This is a genomic window from Stenotrophomonas sp. 610A2 (assembly GCF_030549615.1).
In the GTDB taxonomy this organism is placed as follows: Bacteria; Pseudomonadota; Gammaproteobacteria; order Xanthomonadales; family Xanthomonadaceae; genus Stenotrophomonas; species Stenotrophomonas pigmentata.
The window spans coordinates 3335938-3355186 of sequence record NZ_CP130832.1 but is presented as its reverse complement, the minus strand read 5'-3'; the positions used below and the strand labels follow the sequence as shown (position 1 = coordinate 3355186).

The 19249-nt window shown below is 64.4% G+C and carries 16 protein-coding genes; 15 read left to right on the top strand and 1 reads right to left on the bottom strand.

From position 1 onward, the window contains the following. Positions 1–146: 146 nt before the first annotated feature. The 7 genes from pilG (at position 147) to Q5Z11_RS15025 (ending at position 12308) form a co-directional block, all read left to right on the top strand. The gene (gene pilG, locus Q5Z11_RS15055; RefSeq protein WP_057628851.1) at positions 147–548 is read left to right on the top strand and encodes a twitching motility response regulator PilG; all 402 of its coding nucleotides are present in this window, start codon (positions 147–149) and stop codon (positions 546–548) included. A gap of 18 nt (positions 549–566) precedes the next feature. Then, a complete protein-coding gene (locus tag Q5Z11_RS15050; RefSeq protein ID WP_303747144.1) occupies positions 567–929 on the top strand; it encodes a response regulator in 363 nt (120 codons plus the stop codon). After that, a complete protein-coding gene (locus Q5Z11_RS15045; RefSeq protein WP_303747143.1) occupies positions 929–1459 on the top strand; it encodes a chemotaxis protein CheW in 531 nt (176 codons plus the stop codon). Before Q5Z11_RS15050 ends, Q5Z11_RS15045 begins: the two co-directional genes overlap by 1 nt. 41 nt (positions 1460–1500) lie before the next feature. Next, complete coding sequence (locus Q5Z11_RS15040) at positions 1501–3537, top strand: methyl-accepting chemotaxis protein (protein ID WP_303747142.1); 2037 nt, start codon at positions 1501–1503, stop codon at positions 3535–3537. Between the two features lie 108 nt (positions 3538–3645). After that, positions 3646–10479, top strand: coding sequence for a hybrid sensor histidine kinase/response regulator (locus tag Q5Z11_RS15035; RefSeq protein ID WP_303747141.1), 6834 nt, complete (start codon positions 3646–3648; stop codon positions 10477–10479). After that, a complete protein-coding gene (locus tag Q5Z11_RS15030; RefSeq protein WP_303747140.1) occupies positions 10466–11806 on the top strand; it encodes a chemotaxis protein CheB in 1341 nt (446 codons plus the stop codon). The genes Q5Z11_RS15035 and Q5Z11_RS15030 overlap by 14 nt, the downstream gene beginning before the upstream one ends. Before the next feature lie 25 nt (positions 11807–11831). Continuing rightward, the gene (locus tag Q5Z11_RS15025; RefSeq protein WP_303747139.1) at positions 11832–12308 is read left to right on the top strand and encodes a chemotaxis protein CheW; all 477 of its coding nucleotides are present in this window, start codon (positions 11832–11834) and stop codon (positions 12306–12308) included. 401 nt (positions 12309–12709) lie between these two features. On the opposite strand, the gene Q5Z11_RS15020 is transcribed toward Q5Z11_RS15025, so the two are convergent. Then, positions 12710–13444, bottom strand: a complete 735-nt coding sequence (locus tag Q5Z11_RS15020; RefSeq protein ID WP_303747138.1) for a 16S rRNA (uracil(1498)-N(3))-methyltransferase — start codon at positions 13442–13444, stop codon at positions 12710–12712. A 124-nt stretch (positions 13445–13568) separates the two neighbouring features. Between Q5Z11_RS15020 and nudE the strand changes: the two genes are divergently transcribed. The 8 genes from nudE to gcvT all read left to right on the top strand — a co-directional run bounded on the left by nudE (position 13569) and on the right by gcvT (position 19168). Further along, entirely contained in the window at positions 13569–14117 is a 549-nt protein-coding gene (gene nudE, locus Q5Z11_RS15015; RefSeq protein WP_303747137.1) for an ADP compounds hydrolase NudE, read from the top strand. Next, positions 14114–14923, top strand: a complete 810-nt coding sequence (gene cysQ / locus Q5Z11_RS15010; protein WP_303747136.1) for a 3'(2'),5'-bisphosphate nucleotidase CysQ — start codon at positions 14114–14116, stop codon at positions 14921–14923. Before nudE ends, cysQ begins: the two co-directional genes overlap by 4 nt. Positions 14924–15002: 79 nt before the next feature. Next, positions 15003–15824, top strand: coding sequence for a nucleoside triphosphate pyrophosphohydrolase (mazG, locus tag Q5Z11_RS15005; RefSeq protein WP_303747135.1), 822 nt, complete (start codon positions 15003–15005; stop codon positions 15822–15824). Beyond that, entirely contained in the window at positions 15821–16144 is a 324-nt protein-coding gene (locus Q5Z11_RS15000) for a YnfA family protein (RefSeq protein ID WP_303747134.1), read from the top strand. Before mazG ends, Q5Z11_RS15000 begins: the two co-directional genes overlap by 4 nt. Before the next feature lie 39 nt (positions 16145–16183). After that, complete coding sequence (locus Q5Z11_RS14995; protein ID WP_282270617.1) at positions 16184–16486, top strand: DUF962 domain-containing protein; 303 nt, start codon at positions 16184–16186, stop codon at positions 16484–16486. Positions 16487–16552: 66 nt separating this feature from the next. Next, positions 16553–17521, top strand: coding sequence for an SPFH domain-containing protein (locus Q5Z11_RS14990; protein ID WP_303747133.1), 969 nt, complete (start codon positions 16553–16555; stop codon positions 17519–17521). A gap of 3 nt (positions 17522–17524) precedes the next feature. After that, complete coding sequence (locus Q5Z11_RS14985; RefSeq protein WP_303747132.1) at positions 17525–17956, top strand: NfeD family protein; 432 nt, start codon at positions 17525–17527, stop codon at positions 17954–17956. 90 nt (positions 17957–18046) lie between these two features. Then, positions 18047–19168: a glycine cleavage system aminomethyltransferase GcvT gene (gcvT, locus tag Q5Z11_RS14980; protein WP_303747131.1), complete on the top strand. Its 1122-nt coding sequence runs from the start codon at positions 18047–18049 to the stop codon at positions 19166–19168. Positions 19169–19249: the final 81 nt, after the last annotated feature.

Here is a 19249-nt window from a genome sequence, read left to right as displayed (position 1 = left end):
CTTTTATTGAGAAGTGCATCACATTAAATTGAGGATCAGCCAAGTCCTGTCGGCATCGCTTGACAGTTCGCGGCTGGGCTGGGATATAGATGCGCTTTCGCGGCAATATCGCATTCGATATCGGTCGCGCGTTCGGGGAAGAACTAATGGTTGAAAACATGGCTGCGGGTGGGGAACTCGCAGGGCTGAAGGTGATGGTCATCGATGATTCGAAGACCATCCGACGTACGGCTGAAACGCTGCTCAAACGTGAAGGTTGTGAGGTCGTGACCGCTACCGACGGTTTCGAGGCTTTGGCCAAGATCGCCGACCAGCAACCGCAGATCATCTTTGTCGACATCATGATGCCGCGTCTGGATGGCTATCAGACCTGCGCCTTGATCAAGGGCAACCAGCTCTTCAAGTCGACACCTGTGATCATGTTGTCATCCAAGGATGGCCTGTTCGACAAAGCCCGTGGCCGCATCGTCGGTTCCGAGCAATACCTCACCAAGCCATTTACCCGCGACGAACTACTAGGTGCCATCCGCACATACGTCAACGCCTGACCAGGGGGTAAGGCAGAAATGGCTCGAATTCTTTTGATCGAGGACTCACCGACCGACAGGGCGGTGTTTACACAGTGGTTGCTCAAGGCTGGGCATGAGGTGTTGTCGGCTGACAATGCTGAAGACGGCCTGCAGATTGCCCGTGAGCAGGGGCCGCAGCTGGTGCTGATGGACGTGGTGTTGCCGGGGATGAGCGGTTTCCAGGCCACCCGTGCACTGTCGCGTGACGAGGCCACCCGTGCCATCCCGGTGCTGATTGTCAGCACCAAGGGCATGGAGACCGACAAGGCCTGGGGCATGCGCCAAGGCGCCAGCGATTACATCGTCAAGCCGCCGCGCGAGGATGATCTGATCGCGCGGATCAACAAACTGGTGGGTTGATGCGTTCTCCATTCGACATCCTTGAAGCCTACGAACGCCGCAGTCTGGCGCACGCGGTACAGCTGCCCGAGCGCAGCTTTTCGCAGGATGTCTGGCGTGGCGTGGGTTACCGCGTCGGCAGCCGGCATCTGGTCTCGGACTTCCGCGAAGTCGTGGAAATCGTGCCGATGCCGCCGGTCACGCCGGTTCCCGGCGCACAGGCATGGTTGCTGGGCGTGGGCAACCTGCGCGGCAACCTGTTCCCGGTGGTGGACCTGAAGAACTTCCTGGAAGGCGAGCGGACGGCGCCGCAGGAAGGCCAGCGCGTGTTGATCATGCGCCAGAGCGGCGGCGACGTTGCCCTGGTGATCGACGAGCTATATGGACAGCGCAGCTTCGAGGCGCCGATGCAGGTGCCGGCCGGTGATATCGCCCAGGGCCGCTATGCGCACTTCGTCGAGCGTGCCTTCCATGATGAAGGCCGTGACTGGGGCGTGTTCTCGCTGTCGCTGCTTTCCCGCACTCCTGAATTCCGGCAAGCGGCCGCCTGATCGGCGCGCTTGCTTCTTCGCATTGAGACCGAGGTCGAACGATGAGTACTGCTCCTGAAGCCGCCAAGGCTGGCAAGCTTGGCAACGTAAGCACCAACTTCTGGTTGGGCTTGTTGGTGCTCTCGATGGTCGTGTTCGGTGCCAACACCGGCGTGGCCACCTGGCAGGGCAGCCGCCTGGCCGGCGCCAGTACCGGCGCCGCCGATCTGCAGGTGCTGTCACAGCAGCTGGCCAACCAGGGCCGTGAAGCCGTGGCCGGTAGCCGCGAAAGCTACGCAGCCTTCAAGGACACGCGCAGCAAGGTGGAAAGTACGGTCAGCGAGTTGCAGGGACGTTACGGCAACGAGACCGGCGTGTCCGGCCCGCTGAGCGCGCTGGTCGATACCTGGAAGCCGCTGTCCAAGAACGCCGAGCAGATCGTCGCCTCCGAGCCGGCGGTACTGGCCCTGGCCGGTAACGCAGATGCCTTCGTCGGCGCGGTGCCGCAGCTGCAGGCGCAGTTGAACGAAGTGGTGCGTGCGATGACCGCCGGTGGTGCGCAGTCCTCGCAGGTCTACAACGGCCTGCAGCAGGTCGTGGTGGTTGGCACGATGGCCCGTCGTGTGACCGAAATCCGCGCAGGTGGCGCAGGTGCAAGCGGCGCCGGCGACGCGCTGGCGCGCGACATGGTGGTGTTCACCCAGGTGCTGGAAGGCCTGCGCAACGGCAATGATGAAATGGGCATTGCCGCCGTGCGCAATGCCAATGCACAGGTTGCGCTGGAACAGTCGGCCAACCAGTGGGCGAAGATGAAGAAGGATGCCGACGCCATTCTGGCCAGCTCGCGCAACCTGTTCGCCGCACAGTCCTCGGCAGCCGCACTGGCGACCGGCTCGGACAAGATGCTGGAAAGCAGCCGCAAGCTGTTCGACGCGTTCTCGGCCTTCGGTTCGGCCCGCGACACCCGTATCTTCCCGAACTTCTGGTGGAGCGTGATCTTCGGCGGCCTGTCGGTGCTGTCGATCATTGGCTTCGTCTGGAGTACGGTGCGCACCCGTTCGCGTGAGCAGGACGTGCGCTACCAGACCCAGGTGGAATTCAACAGCCGCAACCAGCAGGCGATTATGCGTCTGCTGGACGAAATCAGCTCGCTCGGTGAAGGTGACCTGACGGTAAAGGCCTCGGTGACCGAGGACATGACCGGCGCCATCGCCGACGCTATCAACTACGCCGTGGACGAACTGCGCCACCTGGTGACCACGATCAACGACATCTCCTCGAAGGTGGCGGTGTCGGCACAGGAAACCCAGGCAACCGCAATGCAGCTGGCAGAAGCCGCAGGCCACCAGGCCGACGAGATCACCAGCGCCTCGGACCGGATCGGCGAAATCGCCACCTCCATTGAACAGGTGTCGCGCAACTCCACCGAGTCGGCGGAAGTGGCACAACGCTCGGTGGTGATCGCGACCGAGGGTGCCGGCGTAGTGCGCCAGACGATTCAGGGCATGGACCAGATCCGTGACCAGATCCAGGAAACCTCCAAGCGCATCAAGCGCCTGGGTGAGTCCTCGCAGGAAATCGGCTCGATCGTGGAACTGATCAACGACATTTCCGAGCAGACCAACATCCTGGCATTGAACGCAGCCGTGCAGGCAGCCTCGGCCGGTGAAGCCGGCCGCGGTTTCGCTGTGGTGGCCGACGAAGTGCAGCGCCTTGCAGAACGTACCTCCGGCGCAACCCGCCGAATCGAAGGTCTGGTGCAGGCGATTCAGGCCGATACCAACGAAGCGGTTACCTCGATGGAACAGACCACCGCCGAAGTGGTGTCCGGTGCACGCCTGGCCGAGGACGCCGGTACTGCACTGACCGAAATCGAACGCGTGTCCAACGCACTCAACAACTTGATTAAGAGCATCTCCATCGCCGCCAACCAGCAGGCCTCGGCAGCTACCGACATCACCCAGACGATGGGCGTGATCCGGCAGATTACCGGCCAGACCTCGCAGGGTGCCGGGCAGACCGCCGACTCGCTGGGTCAGCTGAACCAGTTGGCGGCAGAGCTGCGCCGTTCGGTGGCCGACTTCAAGTTGCCGGCCTGAACGGACTGATCGGGCGGGGATGCAGAGGAATCAGCAGATGAAGTTTCGTCACAACGCAACGCAGGGCCGCCCGGACGGCATGCAATTGATGCTGCACGGGGGAGTGCGATGAGTACCTTGCGCGATGCGATGAGCCACGCGGCCTTGGGCTGGGTGAAGCCCGAGCTGGACGAGACCCTGCGCCAGGTGCGCAACGAGGTCGAAGCCTTCGTGGAAGATCCCAGCGACACCAGCCGCATGCGCTTCTGCGCCGGTTACCTGCACCAGGTGCAGGGCACGCTGCGGATGGTTGAGCTGTACGCGCCGGCGATGGTTGCCGAGGAGCTGGAGCTGCTGGCCAATGCAGTGCGTGACGGAGGTGTTGCCGACCGTGATGAAGCCTGTGCCACGCTGATGCGCGGCACCGTGCTGCTGCCTGATTATCTGGAGCGCCTGCAGAACGGCCATCGTGATATTCCGATCGTGCTGCTGCCGTTGCTCAATGACATCCGCGCTGCCCGCGGCGCCGAGGGCATCAATGAAAGCGTGTTGTTCGCCTTCAATCCCGATGCCAGCGACGCCAGCCCGGACGAGCTGGAGCACGCACGTGGCAGCGTGAGCGGTCGCAACCGCGAACTGCTCGACACCGTCGGCGGTGCGGTCAAGGAAGAACTGATGCGCATCAAGGATGCGCTCGATCTGCACATGCGCATGGACGGCAACCCGGCTGAGCTGCAGACCCAGGTCAATGAACTCGGCGCGGTTTCCGACACCTTGGGCGTCATGGGCCTGGGCGTTGCCCGCGGCATCGTCGCGCAGCAGCGTGATGCCCTGCGCGAAGTCGTGGAAGGCAGCCGTCAGATCGACGACAACCTGTTGCTGGATATCGCCGGTGCGCTGCTTTATGTGGACGCATCACTGGACGATCAGGTCGCCCACCTTGGCGCCAACGTTGCCGGTGAAGACGACGCAGGCTCGGTGGAAACCCGCCGCACCGTTGAGGTGCTGGCGCATGAAGCCATCGCCAACTTCACCGCTGCGCGTGAATCCTTCGTCGCCTTCATCGAGACCAACTGGGACCACGCACGCCTTGCCGAAGTGCCGCGCCTGCTGGGAGAGGTTTCCGGCGCGCTGCGGATGCTCGAGATGTCCGAGCCTGCCGACTACCTGCAGGCCGTGCGGCAGTACATCGACGTTGAGTTGATTGCGCGCCAGCGCATCCCCAGCGGCCGCCAGCTCGATACCTTGGCCGATGCGATGGCCAGCCTGGAATACTTCCTGGAAGCCTTGCGCGACCGCCGTCCGGGCCGCGAGGAAATCCTCGATATCACCCGCACCAGCCTGGAAACCCTGCGCTATTGGCCGATCCCGGCGCCGCAGGCCGCTACCGACGCTGAAGCGGTGGCCGCTGAGTTCAACGTTGCCGACGTCGCGTCGGCAAGCCATGCGTTGGCCGAACCGACAGCTGTCGATACCTTCGATGCGCCCAGCGATATTGTCGAAGCAGTTGCTGAAGACGTCGCTGAAGAAGCCTCTGCAAATGCCGAGACGCAGGTGAACGCAGCTTCGGCGTTGCCGCCGCCGTTGCCGCCACTGGAAGCAGAAGACAAGCCGCAGGCTGCCGCTGCCGACTACCCGCTGGTGTTCGGCGCGGCAATCAACGCGGTGGCGACCCCGGTTGCTCCGGTACAGATGCCGGCTGTCGCGGACGCGTTTGCGCCTGCCGAAGCAGGCACCGGTTCGGCAGCCTCTGCATTCGATCCGGTTGCCGCCGAGACGTCGGGTACCGAAGAGAGCAATTTCAGCCTGGCACCGATGGTGCTGGAAGGCCATGAGCCTACGTCAGAGGTTGAAGCTGATCCGCCGGCATCGTTCGCCGCGACGTTTGATCCGGTCGCCGCAGAAGACGCCATGGTCGCTGGCACCGAACACAGCTATCGTTTCGACGATTCGTTGCTGACCCTGGATGACGCCGATACGCAAGCACCGTCCGCAGCCGAACCGGTTGATGCGGGTGTGGTTGAGGTCGAGCTGGCCAATGTTGAATTCGCCGATGCCGACGTGTTCTTCAGCCCGGAGCTGGAGGCCGTCAATCCTGCATTCGAAGGCGAAACGCACGAACAGGCACAGAAATCGAACGAGTGGGAACTGGGTGCCGCGGCGATTGAGCCGGCAGCCAGCCTGACCGAGCCGGCCTCCAAGCTGGATACGGAAACTGCTGCGTTCATGGCGCAGCTTGATGCCGCCGCCGAAGCATTCGATCCGTTTGCATTGCCCGAATCGCTGCAGCTGGAAACCGTCGCGGCCGAGACTGGAGCTGCTGTAGTCGGCTCCGGTGCGCCCGCAAAGAGCTTTGTGCCGGCACAGCAGCTCGAAGGCGGCTTCATCGATGGCGGTGACGTGATCGATCAGGACATCCGCGATGTGTTCATCGAGGAGTTCGACGAAGAGCTGGAGAACCTGGGCAACCTGTTGCCTGCATGGCGCGCCGCGCCGGCCAACATGGAACGCCTGCGCCCGGTGCGACGTGTGTTCCACACGCTCAAGGGCAGCGGTCGCCTGGTGGGCGCGCGGACCCTGGGTGAGTTCAGCTGGAAGATCGAGAGCATGCTCAACCGCGTGCTCGACGGCAGCCGTCCCGCCAGCCCGGCGGTCATGGCCGCGGTAACGCAGGCCTATGACGTGTTGCCGGAATTGAATGCCGCATTGCGTGGCGCAGGCATCATCCAGTCCGATCTGCTGGGCTTGCAGGATGTGGCTGATCGCATTGCCGCAGGCGAAGAAGCGTTCTACGTCACCGGTGCCAGTGCGGTTGCAGCCGCAACGCCAGTCAGCGACGCGGCGACAGATGCCGAGCTCGTCGAGGCTGTCGTGCCGGTCGAGAACGACGTTGCCGCGGATAGCGGAGCCAATGCCGAAGAGGGCACGCCTGCATCGGTGGACGAGGTGCTGCGCGAGATTCTCGAAGCCGAGATCGGTGCCCACCTGGTTACGGTCAATGCTTGGCTGGCCGCCTCGGCGGCGCAGCCGCAGGCAGTCTCCGAAGACCTGCTGCGTGCCGTGCACACCATGAGCGGCGCGTTCGCGATGACCGACGTGCCGGTGATCACCCAGATCACCAGCCCGGCAGAAACCTTCGTCAAGCGTTCGCTGGCAGCGGCAGTGATGCCGACGGCTGCTGGTGTGGATGCGTTGGCGCAGATGGCGGCAGCCGTACACACCACCATCACCGCATTGCGTGCGCCTTCGCCGCGCATCCCGGCATTCCCGGGCGTGGCCGAGCGCCTGCAGGCGCTGGTTGATGCCTTGCCAGATTCCAAGTGGCCGCCGATGCCGGCCGAAGATGAGCTGGCTGCCGACGATGTCGCTGCCGTGCAGTCCGAGACTGCATTGGATGGCGGTCTGTCCGTCGGCTTGGTGGGTACCGAAGACCTGTCCGCGTACTTCGACGCCGGCTTGCTGGATGAGACGCCGGGCAGCGTGGCCGCGGCCGATAGCGCTGAAGTGCAAACCGCTACGGATGAATCCGAAGTCGTATTGCCGACCGGGTTCGCGGCTGACATCGTTGAGCAGAATTTGGCTGAAGGTGTTGAGCTTGCTGGTTCCAGCGATGCAGATGCATTGCCGGCGTCGGCCGATGCTGCAGCCGGCCAGGTCGGTAGCAGCGAGTCTGCCGAGCCGAGCCAGCCGGATGCAGCACAGCATTCCGATGAAGCCGTTGATCATTACGATGCCGTGCGGGCTTCCACCTGGGGCGTTGCGGTGGAAGCAGTGGAGCCGCAGCAGGCCGCAGAAGCGACTGATCTGCAGGTCACGGCTGAAGCCGATGCTGGCGAGATCGAGTCCGAAGGTGCCGTCAGCAGCGATGCTGAAGCGGTGGCAGAAGATGAGGTGCTCGGTGCACAGATCGAGAATGACCAGCAGGACGAACAGGCGGTTGTTGAGGCTTCGAGCCATCTGGACGATCGCGACAGCGTGATTGCGCGCGCCTTGGCCATCGCGACCGGTGCAGGTGCGGCGGTTGTTGGTGCTGCCCACGCGAGCTCGTTCGATGCACAGGCTGAAGCTGAAGCATCAGGCTCGGACGAGCAGGGCGAAGAAGATGCCCCGGCCATTGCGGACGCAGAACAGGTCGGCGAACAGACCGATGTTGGCATCGAAGACGCTGCCGAGCAGGCGCCGGTTGAAACCGCGCAGGCTGACGATGTCGCCGCGATTGCGGACGCGCCGGTCGCGGAGCTGGAGATCGCCGACGCGGTAGATACTTCTGCAGACACCGAAGCTGTCGAATTGATTGAAGAGCAGGCTTCGCTTGAAGAAGCCGTACAGCCCGACGAAGTGCTTGAGTTCGACGAAACCGCAGAACTCGAGGACGCCATTGCGCTGGAAGAAGCTGCGCAGCTCGAAGAAGCCGCACAGCTCGACGAAGCGGCAACGATTGAACCGGCAGAGGTGGAAGCATCCACCGAGCCGGCGGTCATCGAACCCGCCGTCGAAGCCAAGGCTGCGTTGGCGCCGTTGACCGCTGCCTTGCCGGAACAGGAAGCGGTTGCTGTGGCTGCGCCGGTAGCAAGCGAGTTGGACGCGGGCCCACTGAACTTCGCCGATCTGGACCGCGAACTGGTCGATATCTTTGTCGAGGAAGGCAAGGATCTGCTCGACCATTGCGATGGCCTGATCAATGACATGCGCGCGGCGCCGGAAGACCGCGAAGCCCTGGCGGGTCTGCAGCGTGACCTGCACACCCTCAAGGGTGGTGCACGCATGGCCGGCATCAATGCCATCGGCGATCTGGGCCACAGCATCGAATCGTTGCTGGAAGCCGTCGCCGCCAACCGCACCGAGATCACCCGTGCCGACGTGCAGCTGCTGGAGCGCGGTTTCGATCGCCTGCACCAGCTGTTGACCCGTACCGGCGAGCACCGTGCGGTGCTGATGCCGACGGATCTGATCGAAACCTTCGAAGCCCGTACCGATGGTCGTGCGGAAGCTGCGCAGGCTCCAGTCGAAGCTGCCGCTGTTGCAGCCGCAAGCCCGGTCGCAGCTGCGGCGGTGGAAGCGGTGCTGCCGCGACCGCTGGCCCAGGCCGAGCCCTTGTCGGCGCCGCTGCGCGAAGAACAGGCCGGTGCCGAAGAGGAAGGCGCGCCGCGTGGACAGGAACAGGTGCGTGTACGCGCCGACCTGCTCGACAGCCTGGTCAACCACGCCGGTGAAGTGGCGATCTACCGCTCGCGCCTGGAGCAGCAGTTGGGTGCCTTCCGTGGCGCCATGGCCGAGTTGGACCGCACCAACGCACGTCTGCGTGACCAGCTGCGTCGTCTGGATCTGGAAACCGAAGCACAGATCGTGGCGCGTTACCGCCGCGAGCATGAGCAGGCCGACCAGACCTTCGATCCGCTGGAGCTGGACCGTTTCTCCACCCTGCAGCAGCTCAGCCGTGCGCTGAACGAATCGGCAGCCGACTTGGGCGGTCTGCAAGGCGTGCTGGACGATCTGTCGCGCAACTACGACACCTTGCTGCAGCAGCAGTCGCGTGTGAGCTCGGAGCTGCAGGACGGCCTGATGCGCGCGCGCATGGTGCCGTTCGACGGCCTGGTGCCGCGCCTGCGCCGTGTGGTGCGTCAGGCCGCGCAGGAAACCGACAAGCAGGTACACCTGAAGCTGGAAGGCACCCACGGCGAACTCGATCGCAACGTGCTCGATCGCATGGTCGCGCCGCTCGAACACATGCTGCGCAACTCGGTTGCCCATGGTCTGGAGCAGCCGGCCGCACGTACTGCCGCGGGCAAGCCGGAAGAAGGCGAAATCGCCCTGCGTCTGCGCCGCGAAGGTTCGGAAATCGTGCTGGAAGTCGGCGATGACGGTGCTGGCCTGGACCGCGAGGCGATCCGTCGCCGCGCCGAGCAGCGTGGCCTGTTGGGCAGCGACGAGCAGATCGACGACACCCAGCTGGACCAGATGATCTTTGCCTCCGGTTTCAGCACCAGCGAACAGGTCAGCCAGCTGGCTGGCCGCGGTGTGGGCATGGACGTGGTGCGCAACGAAGTGCGCCAGCTTGGCGGCTCGGTGGACATCCACTCGGTGCGTGGCCAGGGCGCGACCTTCACCCTGCGCCTGCCGCAGACCTTGGCGGTCACCCAGGCGGTGTTCGTCCGTATCGGCGAAACCACCTACGCGGTGCCGGTGGCATCGGTCAGCGGTATCGGCCGGATCTCGCGCGAGCGTTTCGAGTCGGGCGAGGGCGCTTACCACTACAGCGGCGAAGAATTCAGCCTGTACAACCTCGGCACCCTGGTGGGTCAGGTTGCCGCCAAGGCCGAAGGACAGACCGAGATTCCGCTGCTGCTGGTGCGCTCCGGCGACCTGCGTGCGGCGGTGGCGATCGACCAGGTGCTGGGTAACCGCGAAGTCGTGGTCAAGCCGGTGGGCCTGCAGATCGCCTCGGTGCCGGGTATCTACGGTGCAACGATCACCGGCGAAGGCAATGTGGTGGTGATCCTGGACGTGGCACCGCTGGTGCGTCGTCATCTCACCCAGCCGCAGCAGACGGTTGAAGTGATCGAAGCCAGCAGCCAGCGCCACGTGCCGCTGGTGATGGTGGTCGACGATTCGCTGACCATGCGCAAGGTCACCGGCCGTGTGCTGGAGCGTCACAACCTGGATGTGGCCGTGGCCCGCGACGGCGTGGAAGCGCTGGAGCAGCTGGAAGAGCGTATCCCGGACCTGATGCTGCTGGATATCGAGATGCCGCGAATGGACGGCTACGAGCTGGCCACCGCCATGCGTGCCGATCCGCGCTACAAGAACATCCCGATCGTGATGATCACCTCGCGCAGTGGCGACAAGCATCGCCAGCGCGCATTCGAGATCGGCGTGCAGCGCTACCTCGGCAAGCCGTACCAGGAGCTGGATTTGATGCGCAATGTCTATGACCTGCTGGGGATCGCCCGTGCACGCGACTGACGACACTGCCAAGCCGGTTGCACTGCTGGCCCGTGCCGGCGCCGCCCGTGAACGCCTGCGCGAGGCGCTGGTCGCCGCTGGCGGCCGCATCGTGCTGGAAGAAGATCCCAACCAGCTGGAGCCGGCAGCGCTCACCTCCGCTGCGCCGCAGGTGGTGCTGGTGGCCTTGGAGCCGGCGGTCGAGGACGCGCTGGAGCGGCTGGAATCGGTGCTGGAGACGCCAGAGCTTTCCTTGTTGTTCGAGGAAGCCGAGCTGGCTGCACGCCGCGAAGGCTGGGAAGCACAGCGCTGGATCCGCCATCTGGCCGCCAAGCTGCAGGGACACGGCAACGTGCTGCCGCCGGGGCTGGAGAACGAAGACGCCGAGCCGGCCATCACCCTGGAACCTGGCCTGCCGCCGCGCCCGGCCGATGGTCACGTGGACGCGCCGCTGCAGTTCCACCTGGACGAGGCGCAGGTGCAGGCCTATGACCTGCCTGCCGACGAAATCTACATCGCTCCGGCCCGCGCGCTTGAACCGCGCCCGGAAGTGTTGTCCTTCGAGGAACTGATCGCCGGTAGCGCGCAGGCGCCGCAAGCTCCGTCACCGAGCCTGCCGCCACCGCTGCCGCCGGAACCGCTTGTTGCGCCGGTTGAAGCAGAAGCAAAGAAAGCGCCGATTGGCGATTTCAGCAGCTGGTCGCTGCTGGAAGACGATGGCTATGAAACGGCACCGGCTACTACTGCTGCACCCGAACCGCCGCCGGCCTTGGCCAGCCTGCTCAACAGCGAGCTGTCGTTGGTTGAGATTGATGCAGGTGCTGCCGAGGGCAACGGTGCGGTGCTGCTGATCGCTGGTATTGGCGGCCCGGACGCAGTGCGACGCGTGTTGGCCGGCCTGCCGGAAGACTTCGCGCGGCCGGTGCTGGTGCAGCTGCGCCTGGACGGTGGTCGTTACGCCAACCTGGTCAAGCAGATGGCACGGGCGACGCCGTTGCCGGTGACCTTGGCCGATCCGGGCCAGAACCTGGTCCCGGGCGACGTCTATATTCTTCCCGACGTGATCGGTGTGGAGTCCAGCGCCGAGGGCCTGCGCTTCTGCGCGGAAGCCAACGACCTGCTCGGCGCGCTGCAACCGGACCGCAGCGCGGTGCTGATGCTCAGTGGCGCCGACGTGGCGATGGTCGCCCCGGTGTTGGAATTTGCCGGGAAGGGTGGCTGGGTGGCAGGGCAGATCGGCGAGGGTTGCTATGACCCGGCTGCTGCCAGCCAGTTGGCTGTCGCTGGCATGAGCGCCGGTGATCCGGAATACCTCGCCGCCGAATTGGCTGTGCATTGCGCGGCGTGACCGCAGCGCGACCCAGGAACTGACGATGAGCTACGCAAACAACGATGAAGTCCGTGGGGTACTGATACAGGCCGGTACCGAGCGCGTATTGCTGCCCAACGCGACGGTGGCGGAAATGATGTCGCGCGTGGCGGTCGAGCCGATTGCCAATGCACCAGCGTGGCTGGTCGGGCAGATCGCGTGGCATGGCTGGAGCGTGCCGCTGCTGTCCTACGCCGGACTCAGCGGCCATGGCAATGAAATGGTCACCAGCAACAACAAGGTGGTTGTACTCAAGGCCTTGGGTGGCAACCCGGACCTGCCGTATTTCGCCTTGCTGACCCAGTCCTTCCCGCAGCTGATCGCGGTTCCGCGTGACGGCCTGCTGGCCGACGCATCGGAAGAAAGCCTGCCGGTAGGCGTGCACATGCGCGTCCTGCTCGGCGAACAAAGCGCGCTGCTGCCGGACCTTGATGCAGTCGAAAGCGCGGTCATCCTCGCCCTGGCAGAAGCCGTAGCCTGACAGGCATCGGTAGTGCCGAGCCATGCTCGGCAGCGGCTTTCCCGAGGAGATGAAGGTTGTGGGAGCGGCGTGAACCGCGAAACTCGCACTCCATCAGATTGCAGACCAGTTGCTGATTCCAGCGTTGTCGGCCTCGCGGCTGACACCGCTCCTACACGGTGGGGGCAGCGGTAACGACCCAGCCGAACATGGCGCAGGGTCAGACATAACTGTAGTGCCGAGCCATGCTCGGCAGAGGCTTTCCCGAGGACCAGAAGGTTGTGTGAGCGGCGTAAGCCGCGAAGCCCGCACGGCATCAGATTGCAGACCGGTTGCTGATTCCAGCGTTGTCGGCTTCGCGGCTTACGCCGCTCCTACACGGTGGGGGCAGCGGCAACGCCCCAGCCGAGCATGGCTCGGCGCTACAGGTCGCCCAGCCGCGCCTGCAGGGCCGCGATCGCGGCCAGGCCGGCGGTCTCGGTGCGCAGGATGCGCGGGCCCAGCTGCAGGCCCTGGAAGCCCGCCTCGCTCAGTTGCTGGCGATCACGCGGCGACCAGCCGCCTTCCGGGCCAATTGCGATCACCACGCCGTTGGCTGGCGCCGACGGCAGTGAAGCCAGGCGGTGCTCACCCAATGGATCCAGGGTCAGTCGCAGTGTCTGTACGGGCAGTGCCGTCGCTGCCGCCGCCAAGGCCTGCGGGCTGCCGATGGACGGAATCCGCGCACGCCCGGATTGACCACAGGCCGAACCAACCACATTGCGCCAATGGGCGATGCGCTTTTCGGCCCGAGCGGCATCCAGCTTGACCTCGGTACGCTCGGCATTGACCGGAATGATGCTGCTGACCCCAAGCTCGGTGGCCTTCTGCAGGATCAGGTCCATCTTCTCGCCGCGCGCAATACCCTGCAGCAAGGTGATCGCCAGCGGCGATTCGTTGTCGACGGCCTGGGCACTGTCGATGTGCACCTGTACCTCGCGCTTGCTGATCGCGCTGAGGGTGGCCGCGTAGTCATGCCCATCACCATTGAACAACACGCAGCCTTCGCCCTCGCGCAGGCGCATCACCCGAACCAGGTGATTGGCCACATCCTCGGGCAGGGACAGGGTCTGGCCGACGGCAAGTGGCAGTTCAATCGGGCTACGGGTAAGGCGCATGGGAGTTCTCGCAAAGGCGGTGCCACGTGGGGAGCGGCTGGGTCTGCTAGCATTTCAACGTCATGAAAACGTATCTGCCAATGCGCATTCTATCGATCTACCGTCGTTTTGCCCGGAGCGACGCATGAGTCGCCGCCTGCCACAGATCCACAACGTGGTCGAAGAACACATCGGGCCGTTCCGCCAGCAACAGTTGGATCTGGAGTTCTCCAACGGCGAGCGCCGCCATTTCCAGCGACTGGTCAGCGGTGGTCACGGCGCGGTGGTGGTGGTGCCGATGCTCGACGATGAGACCGTGTTGCTGGTGCGTGAATACGCTGCTGGCCTGCACCGCTACGAGCTGGGTCTGGTCAAGGGCCGCATCGATGAAGGCGAGACGCCGATCGAAGCGGCCGACCGCGAGCTCAAGGAGGAGGCCGGTTACGGTGCGCGCAGGCTGGATGCGCTGCGCAGCCTGACCCTGGCACCTACTTATATGAGTCACCAATCCACGCTGGTGCTGGCGCGCGACCTGTATCCGAAGCGTCTGCCTGGCGATGAGCCCGAAGAACTGGAAGTGGTGCCGTGGAAGCTGGCCGAACTGGACCAGCTGATGCTGCGCGAGGACTTCTCCGAAGGACGCTCGCTGGCGGCCCTGTTCATTACCCGTGAGTGGCTGCGGGGTGGTGCATGAGCGCGGTAGTCGATGATGCCCTGCGCGAAGGCGTGCTGGATATAGCCCAGCGCGCAGGCGCGGCGATCATGCAGGTCTACGCCAGCGGCTTCGATATCGAACAGAAGGCTGATGACAGCCCGGTCACCACAGCTGATCTGGCCGCGCACCGGTTGATCGTGGACGGTCTGTCGCAACTGACCCCGGACATCCCGGTGTTGTCCGAAGAATCGGCGCAGCTGCCGTGGGAGACGCGCCGCCAGTGGCGGCGCTACTGGCTGGTGGATCCGCTGGACGGCACCCGCGAGTTCATCAAGCGCAATGGCGAATTCAGCGTCAACATCGCACTGATCGAGCGTGGTGTGTCGGTGTTTGGCGTGGTGCAGGCGCCGGTGACCGAGGTCATCTGGCATGCGCAGCGCGGTAGCCAGGCCTGGCGCCGCAGTGGCGAACAGCAGGACGCGATCACCACCCGTGTGCCACCGGCATCGCCGCTGCGGGTGGCCGCCAGCCGCTCACATGCCAGTGCGCGCACTGCGACCTTGTTGGCGCGGATGGGTGAGATCGAGCTGGTCGCGCAGGGTTCCTCGCTGAAGTTCTGCCGCATCGCCGAGGGCACACTCGACGTGTACCCACGGCTGGGGCCGACCAGCGAGTGGGATACCGCTGCAGGCCAGTGCGTGCTGGAAGCGGCCGGCGGAGTGGTATTGGCCGCCGATGACGGTGTGCCGTTCGCCTATAACCAGCGTCCACGTCTGCTCAACGGCGACTTTGTTGCCTTGGGTGACGCCTCGCTGCCATGGCAGGAGTGGGTGGCAGGGCTTTGATGCCGGGCTGCAGGCGGCCTGCAGGGAACTTCAAACGCCGGCTCTTGCCGGCGTATTCGTAATGAAAGGTGATGCACCCATGTCCGAATTGACCGATATCCAGACCCTGCTGCAGATCATGGCGCGCCTGCGCGATCCCCAGGGCGGATGCCCCTGGGACCTGGAGCAGGACTTCGCCAGCATCGCGCCGTATACGGTGGAGGAGGCCTACGAAGTGGCCGATGCCATCGACCGTAACGATCTGCCGGACCTGAAGGACGAGCTTGGCGATCTGCTGCTGCAGGTGGTGTTCCATGCGCAGATGGCCAGCGAGCAGGGTGCGTTCAATTTCGGTGATGTGGTGGCATCGATCAGCAACAAGATGATCCGCCGCCATCCGCATATCTTCGGTGACACCGAGGTCAGCGACGCCGACGAGGTGCTGGCCAACTGGGATGAGATCAAGCGCAGTGAGCGTGCCGCCAAGGGCGAGCAGGACGCTTCGGCATTGGCCGGTATTTCGCGTGGGCTGCCGGAATGGCTGCGCGCCACCAAGTTGCAGTCGCGGGCTGCGCGTACCGGCTTCGATTGGCCCGATGCGGTGCCGGTGCTGGACAAGCTGCGCGAGGAGATCGACGAGCTGCAGGCCGAGTTCGAGCTCGCCGCCGACGGCGCGGACAACCGGACCCGTCTGCAGGAAGAACTGGGCGATGTGCTGTTCGTCTGCGCCAATCTCGCCCGTCATGCCAAGGTCGACAGCGGCACCGCGCTGCGCCAGGCCAACCACAAGTTCGAGCGCCGTTTCCGCGCAATGGAAGCGCTGGCGGCCGAGCAGGGGACCACAATGGCGCAGCTGGACCTGCAGCAGCAGGAAGCGCTGTGGCAGCGGGTGAAGCTGCAGGAAAAGGACGCCGCACAGTGAAAACCCTGGCGCTGTTCCTGCTCACCGCGCTGGCTGAAATCGTCGGCTGCTATCTGCCGTGGGTATGGCTGCGGCAGCAGGGCAGCCCATGGCTGCTGTTGCCGGCTGCCGCCAGCCTGGCTTTGTTTGCTTGGCTGCTGACCCTGCACCCGGCCGCCAGCGGCAGGGTGTACGCCGCTTACGGCGGTGTCTATGTCTGCGTGGCGCTGCTGTGGCTGTGGCTGGTGGACTCGGTCAAACCCACCCGTTGGGACCTGCTCGGCGGTGGGCTCTGCCTGCTGGGCATGGCCGTGATCATGTTCGCCCCGCGCAGCAACTGAAGCGCCTATGCTGGCGGCATCCAGCCTTGGGTGCAGGCCATGTCAGGTTTCAGCAGTTTCCGTGAGTTCTACCCGTTCTACCTGGGCGAACACAGCAACGTCGTCAGCCGCCGCCTGCATTTCATCGGCAGCTGCGGCGTGCTGTTGTGTGTGGCGATGCTGTTGTGGAGCGGCCAGCTGCGCTGGCTGTGGTTCGCGCTGCTATGCGGTTATGGGTTTGCCTGGGTAGGGCACTTCTTCTTCGAGAAGAACCGGCCGGCGACCTTCCGCCACCCTTTCTATTCATTTGCCGGCGACTGGGTGATGTTCGTCGACATCCTGCGTGGGCGGGTGCGGCTTTAGGCGTATCGGGCGCTTTCCTGGGCTGTGGCTATACTCGCTTCATCTATCGGCACAAGGAGTGGGGAAATGGGCGGCGGAGCAGGGTTGTTGGCGTTGGTGGTATTGGTGGCCGGCATCATCGTGCTGTTCAAGACGGTGCGGATGGTGCCGCAGGGCTACGAGTGGACGGTGGAGCGCTTCGGCAAGTACACGCACACAATGAGCCCCGGCCTGCACTTCCTGATCCCCATCGTCTACGGCGTCGGCCGCAAGGTGAACATGATGGAGCAGGTGCTGGAGGTTCCCAGCCAGGACGTCATTACCCGGGACAACGCGGTGGTGCGGGTGGATGGGGTGGTGTTCTTCCAGGTGCTGGACGCGGCCAAGGCCGCTTATGAAGTGGCGAATCTGGAAGTGGCGATGATCGCCCTGGTGCAGACCAACATCCGCACCGTGATCGGCTCGATGGACCTGGACGAATCACTGAGCCAGCGCGAGACCATCAATGCCAAGCTGCTCAACGTGGTCGACCACGCCACCAATCCGTGGGGCGTCAAGGTCACCCGCATCGAGATCAAGGACATCCAGCCGCCGGCCAACCTGGTGCAGTCGATGCAGCAGCAGAAGATGGCCGAGCAGAACAAGCGTGCCGCCATTCTGGAATCCGAAGGTATCCGCCAATCGGAAATCCTGCGAGCCGAAGGCCAGAAGCAATCCGCCGTGCTGGAGGCAGAAGGTCGCAGGGAAGCCGCCTTCCGCGATGCGGAGGCGCGCGAGCGCCTGGCCGAGGCCGAAGCAAAGGCGACAGCGATGGTGTCCGACGCCATCGCCAATGGCAGCGTGCAGGCGATCAATTACTTCATCGCGCAGAAGTACGTGGAGGCCTTCAGTGAACTGGCCAACTCGCCGAACCAGAAGCTGGTGTTGATGCCGATGGAGGCTACCGGTGTGATCAGTTCCATCGCCGGTATCTCGGAACTGGCCAAGGAAGCATTCTCCAAACAGGGCGAAGCCAAGCAGCCTGCTCGCGGCAACCCGCCGCCGTTGGGGCGCTGAACCATGCGCTGGGAAGTGGTGGCGTGGGCGGCGCTGGCGGTGGTCCTGTTCGCCGCCGAGGCGCTGGCGCCGGGTGCCTTCATGTTGTGGATGGGGATCGCCGCGGCGGCAGTCTTCCTGACCGTCTGGGCAATCGACGGCATGAGCGTGTTGCTGCAGGTGATCCTGTTCGTGGTCCTGAGCTTTGTCTCAATTCAGGTCTATCGCACCTGGTTCCGGCAACGCGCACGGGCCAGCGACCAGCCGCTGCTCAATCGCCGCGCCGAGCAGCTGATCGGGCGCGTGGTGACGCTGGATCAGCCGATCAGCGCGGGCGTTGGCCGGGCCAAGGTGGACGATGCATTCTGGGTGGTGGCCGGCCCGGACCTGCCGCAGGGCAGCACGGTGCGCGTGGTTGCCGTGGACGGCATGACGCTCAAGGTGCAGGTGGTCTGAATACAGCTGCGGTACTGCCGTTGTGGCAGTGCCGCAGGTTTTGGAAGTAACCATCTGGGATAATGGCGGTCCCCTTAGTGTGGAACGGCCATGACCCTGAAAACCCTGCTCAACGAAACCCACCGCTCACTCGGCGCCAAGATGGTCGACTTCGGCGGTTGGGACATGCCGATCCATTACGGCTCGCAGATCGACGAGCACAACCTGGTTCGCAATGCCGCCGGCATGTTCGACGTCAGCCACATGACCGTGGTCGACCTGAAGGGCGCGCGTACCCGCGAGTTCCTGCGCCAGCTGCTTGCCAACTCCATCGACAAGATCAAGGTCAGCGGCAAGGCCCTGTACTCCTGCATGCTCAATGCGCAGGGCGGCGTGATCGACGACCTGATCGTCTACTTCCTGGCCGAAGACATGTTCCGCATGGTGGTCAACGCCTCCACCCGCGAGAAGGACCTGGCCTGGATCCGCCAGCAGGCCGAAGCCTTCGGTGTCGAGGTGGTCGAACGCGAAGACCTGGCCATCATCGCCGTGCAGGGGCCGCAGGCGCGTGCACTGGTTGCAGGCCTGGTGGCAGAAGCCGATCGTGCAGCACTGGACAAGCTAGGCCGCTTCGCCGCGCGGGAAGTCAGTTCCGTCGACGGCGTTGCACTGTTCGTTGCACGCACCGGTTACACCGGTGAAGACGGCTACGAAGTGTTGCTGCCGCAGGACTCGGTGGTGGCGTTCTGGAACGCACTGCTGGCTGCGGGCGTGAAGCCGGCCGGTCTCGGCGCGCGCGACACGCTGCGCCTGGAAGCGGGCATGAATCTTTACGGCCAGGACATGGACGAAGCCATCACCCCGTACGAAGCGGCGTTGGCCTGGACAGTGGCGCTGGATGATCTTGTCGACGGCACGCCGCGCGCCTTCATTGGTCGCGCCGTGCTGGAAGCACAGAAGGCTGCTGGCAACGCGCGGCAGATGATCGGCCTGGTGATGGACGAGAAGGGCGTGCTGCGCCACGGCCAGAAGGTGCTCACCGCAAATGGCGAAGGCGAGATCCTGTCCGGCACCTTCTCGCCGACGCTGGGCAAGGCGATCGCCTTCGCCCGCGTGCCGGCCGGTGCGCCCGGTGATGTGCGGGTGGACATCCGCGGCAAGGAAGTGCCGGTGCGCATCGTCAAGTTCCCGTTCGTGCGTGACGGCCAGCCGCAGGCCGGCATCAATCTTTGACCTGTAGGACCGGGCCGGAAGCCACCTCGCTTCCGGTTCGTTAAACTAGCGCTTCATCCCGACCACCGTTTTTCCGGAGTA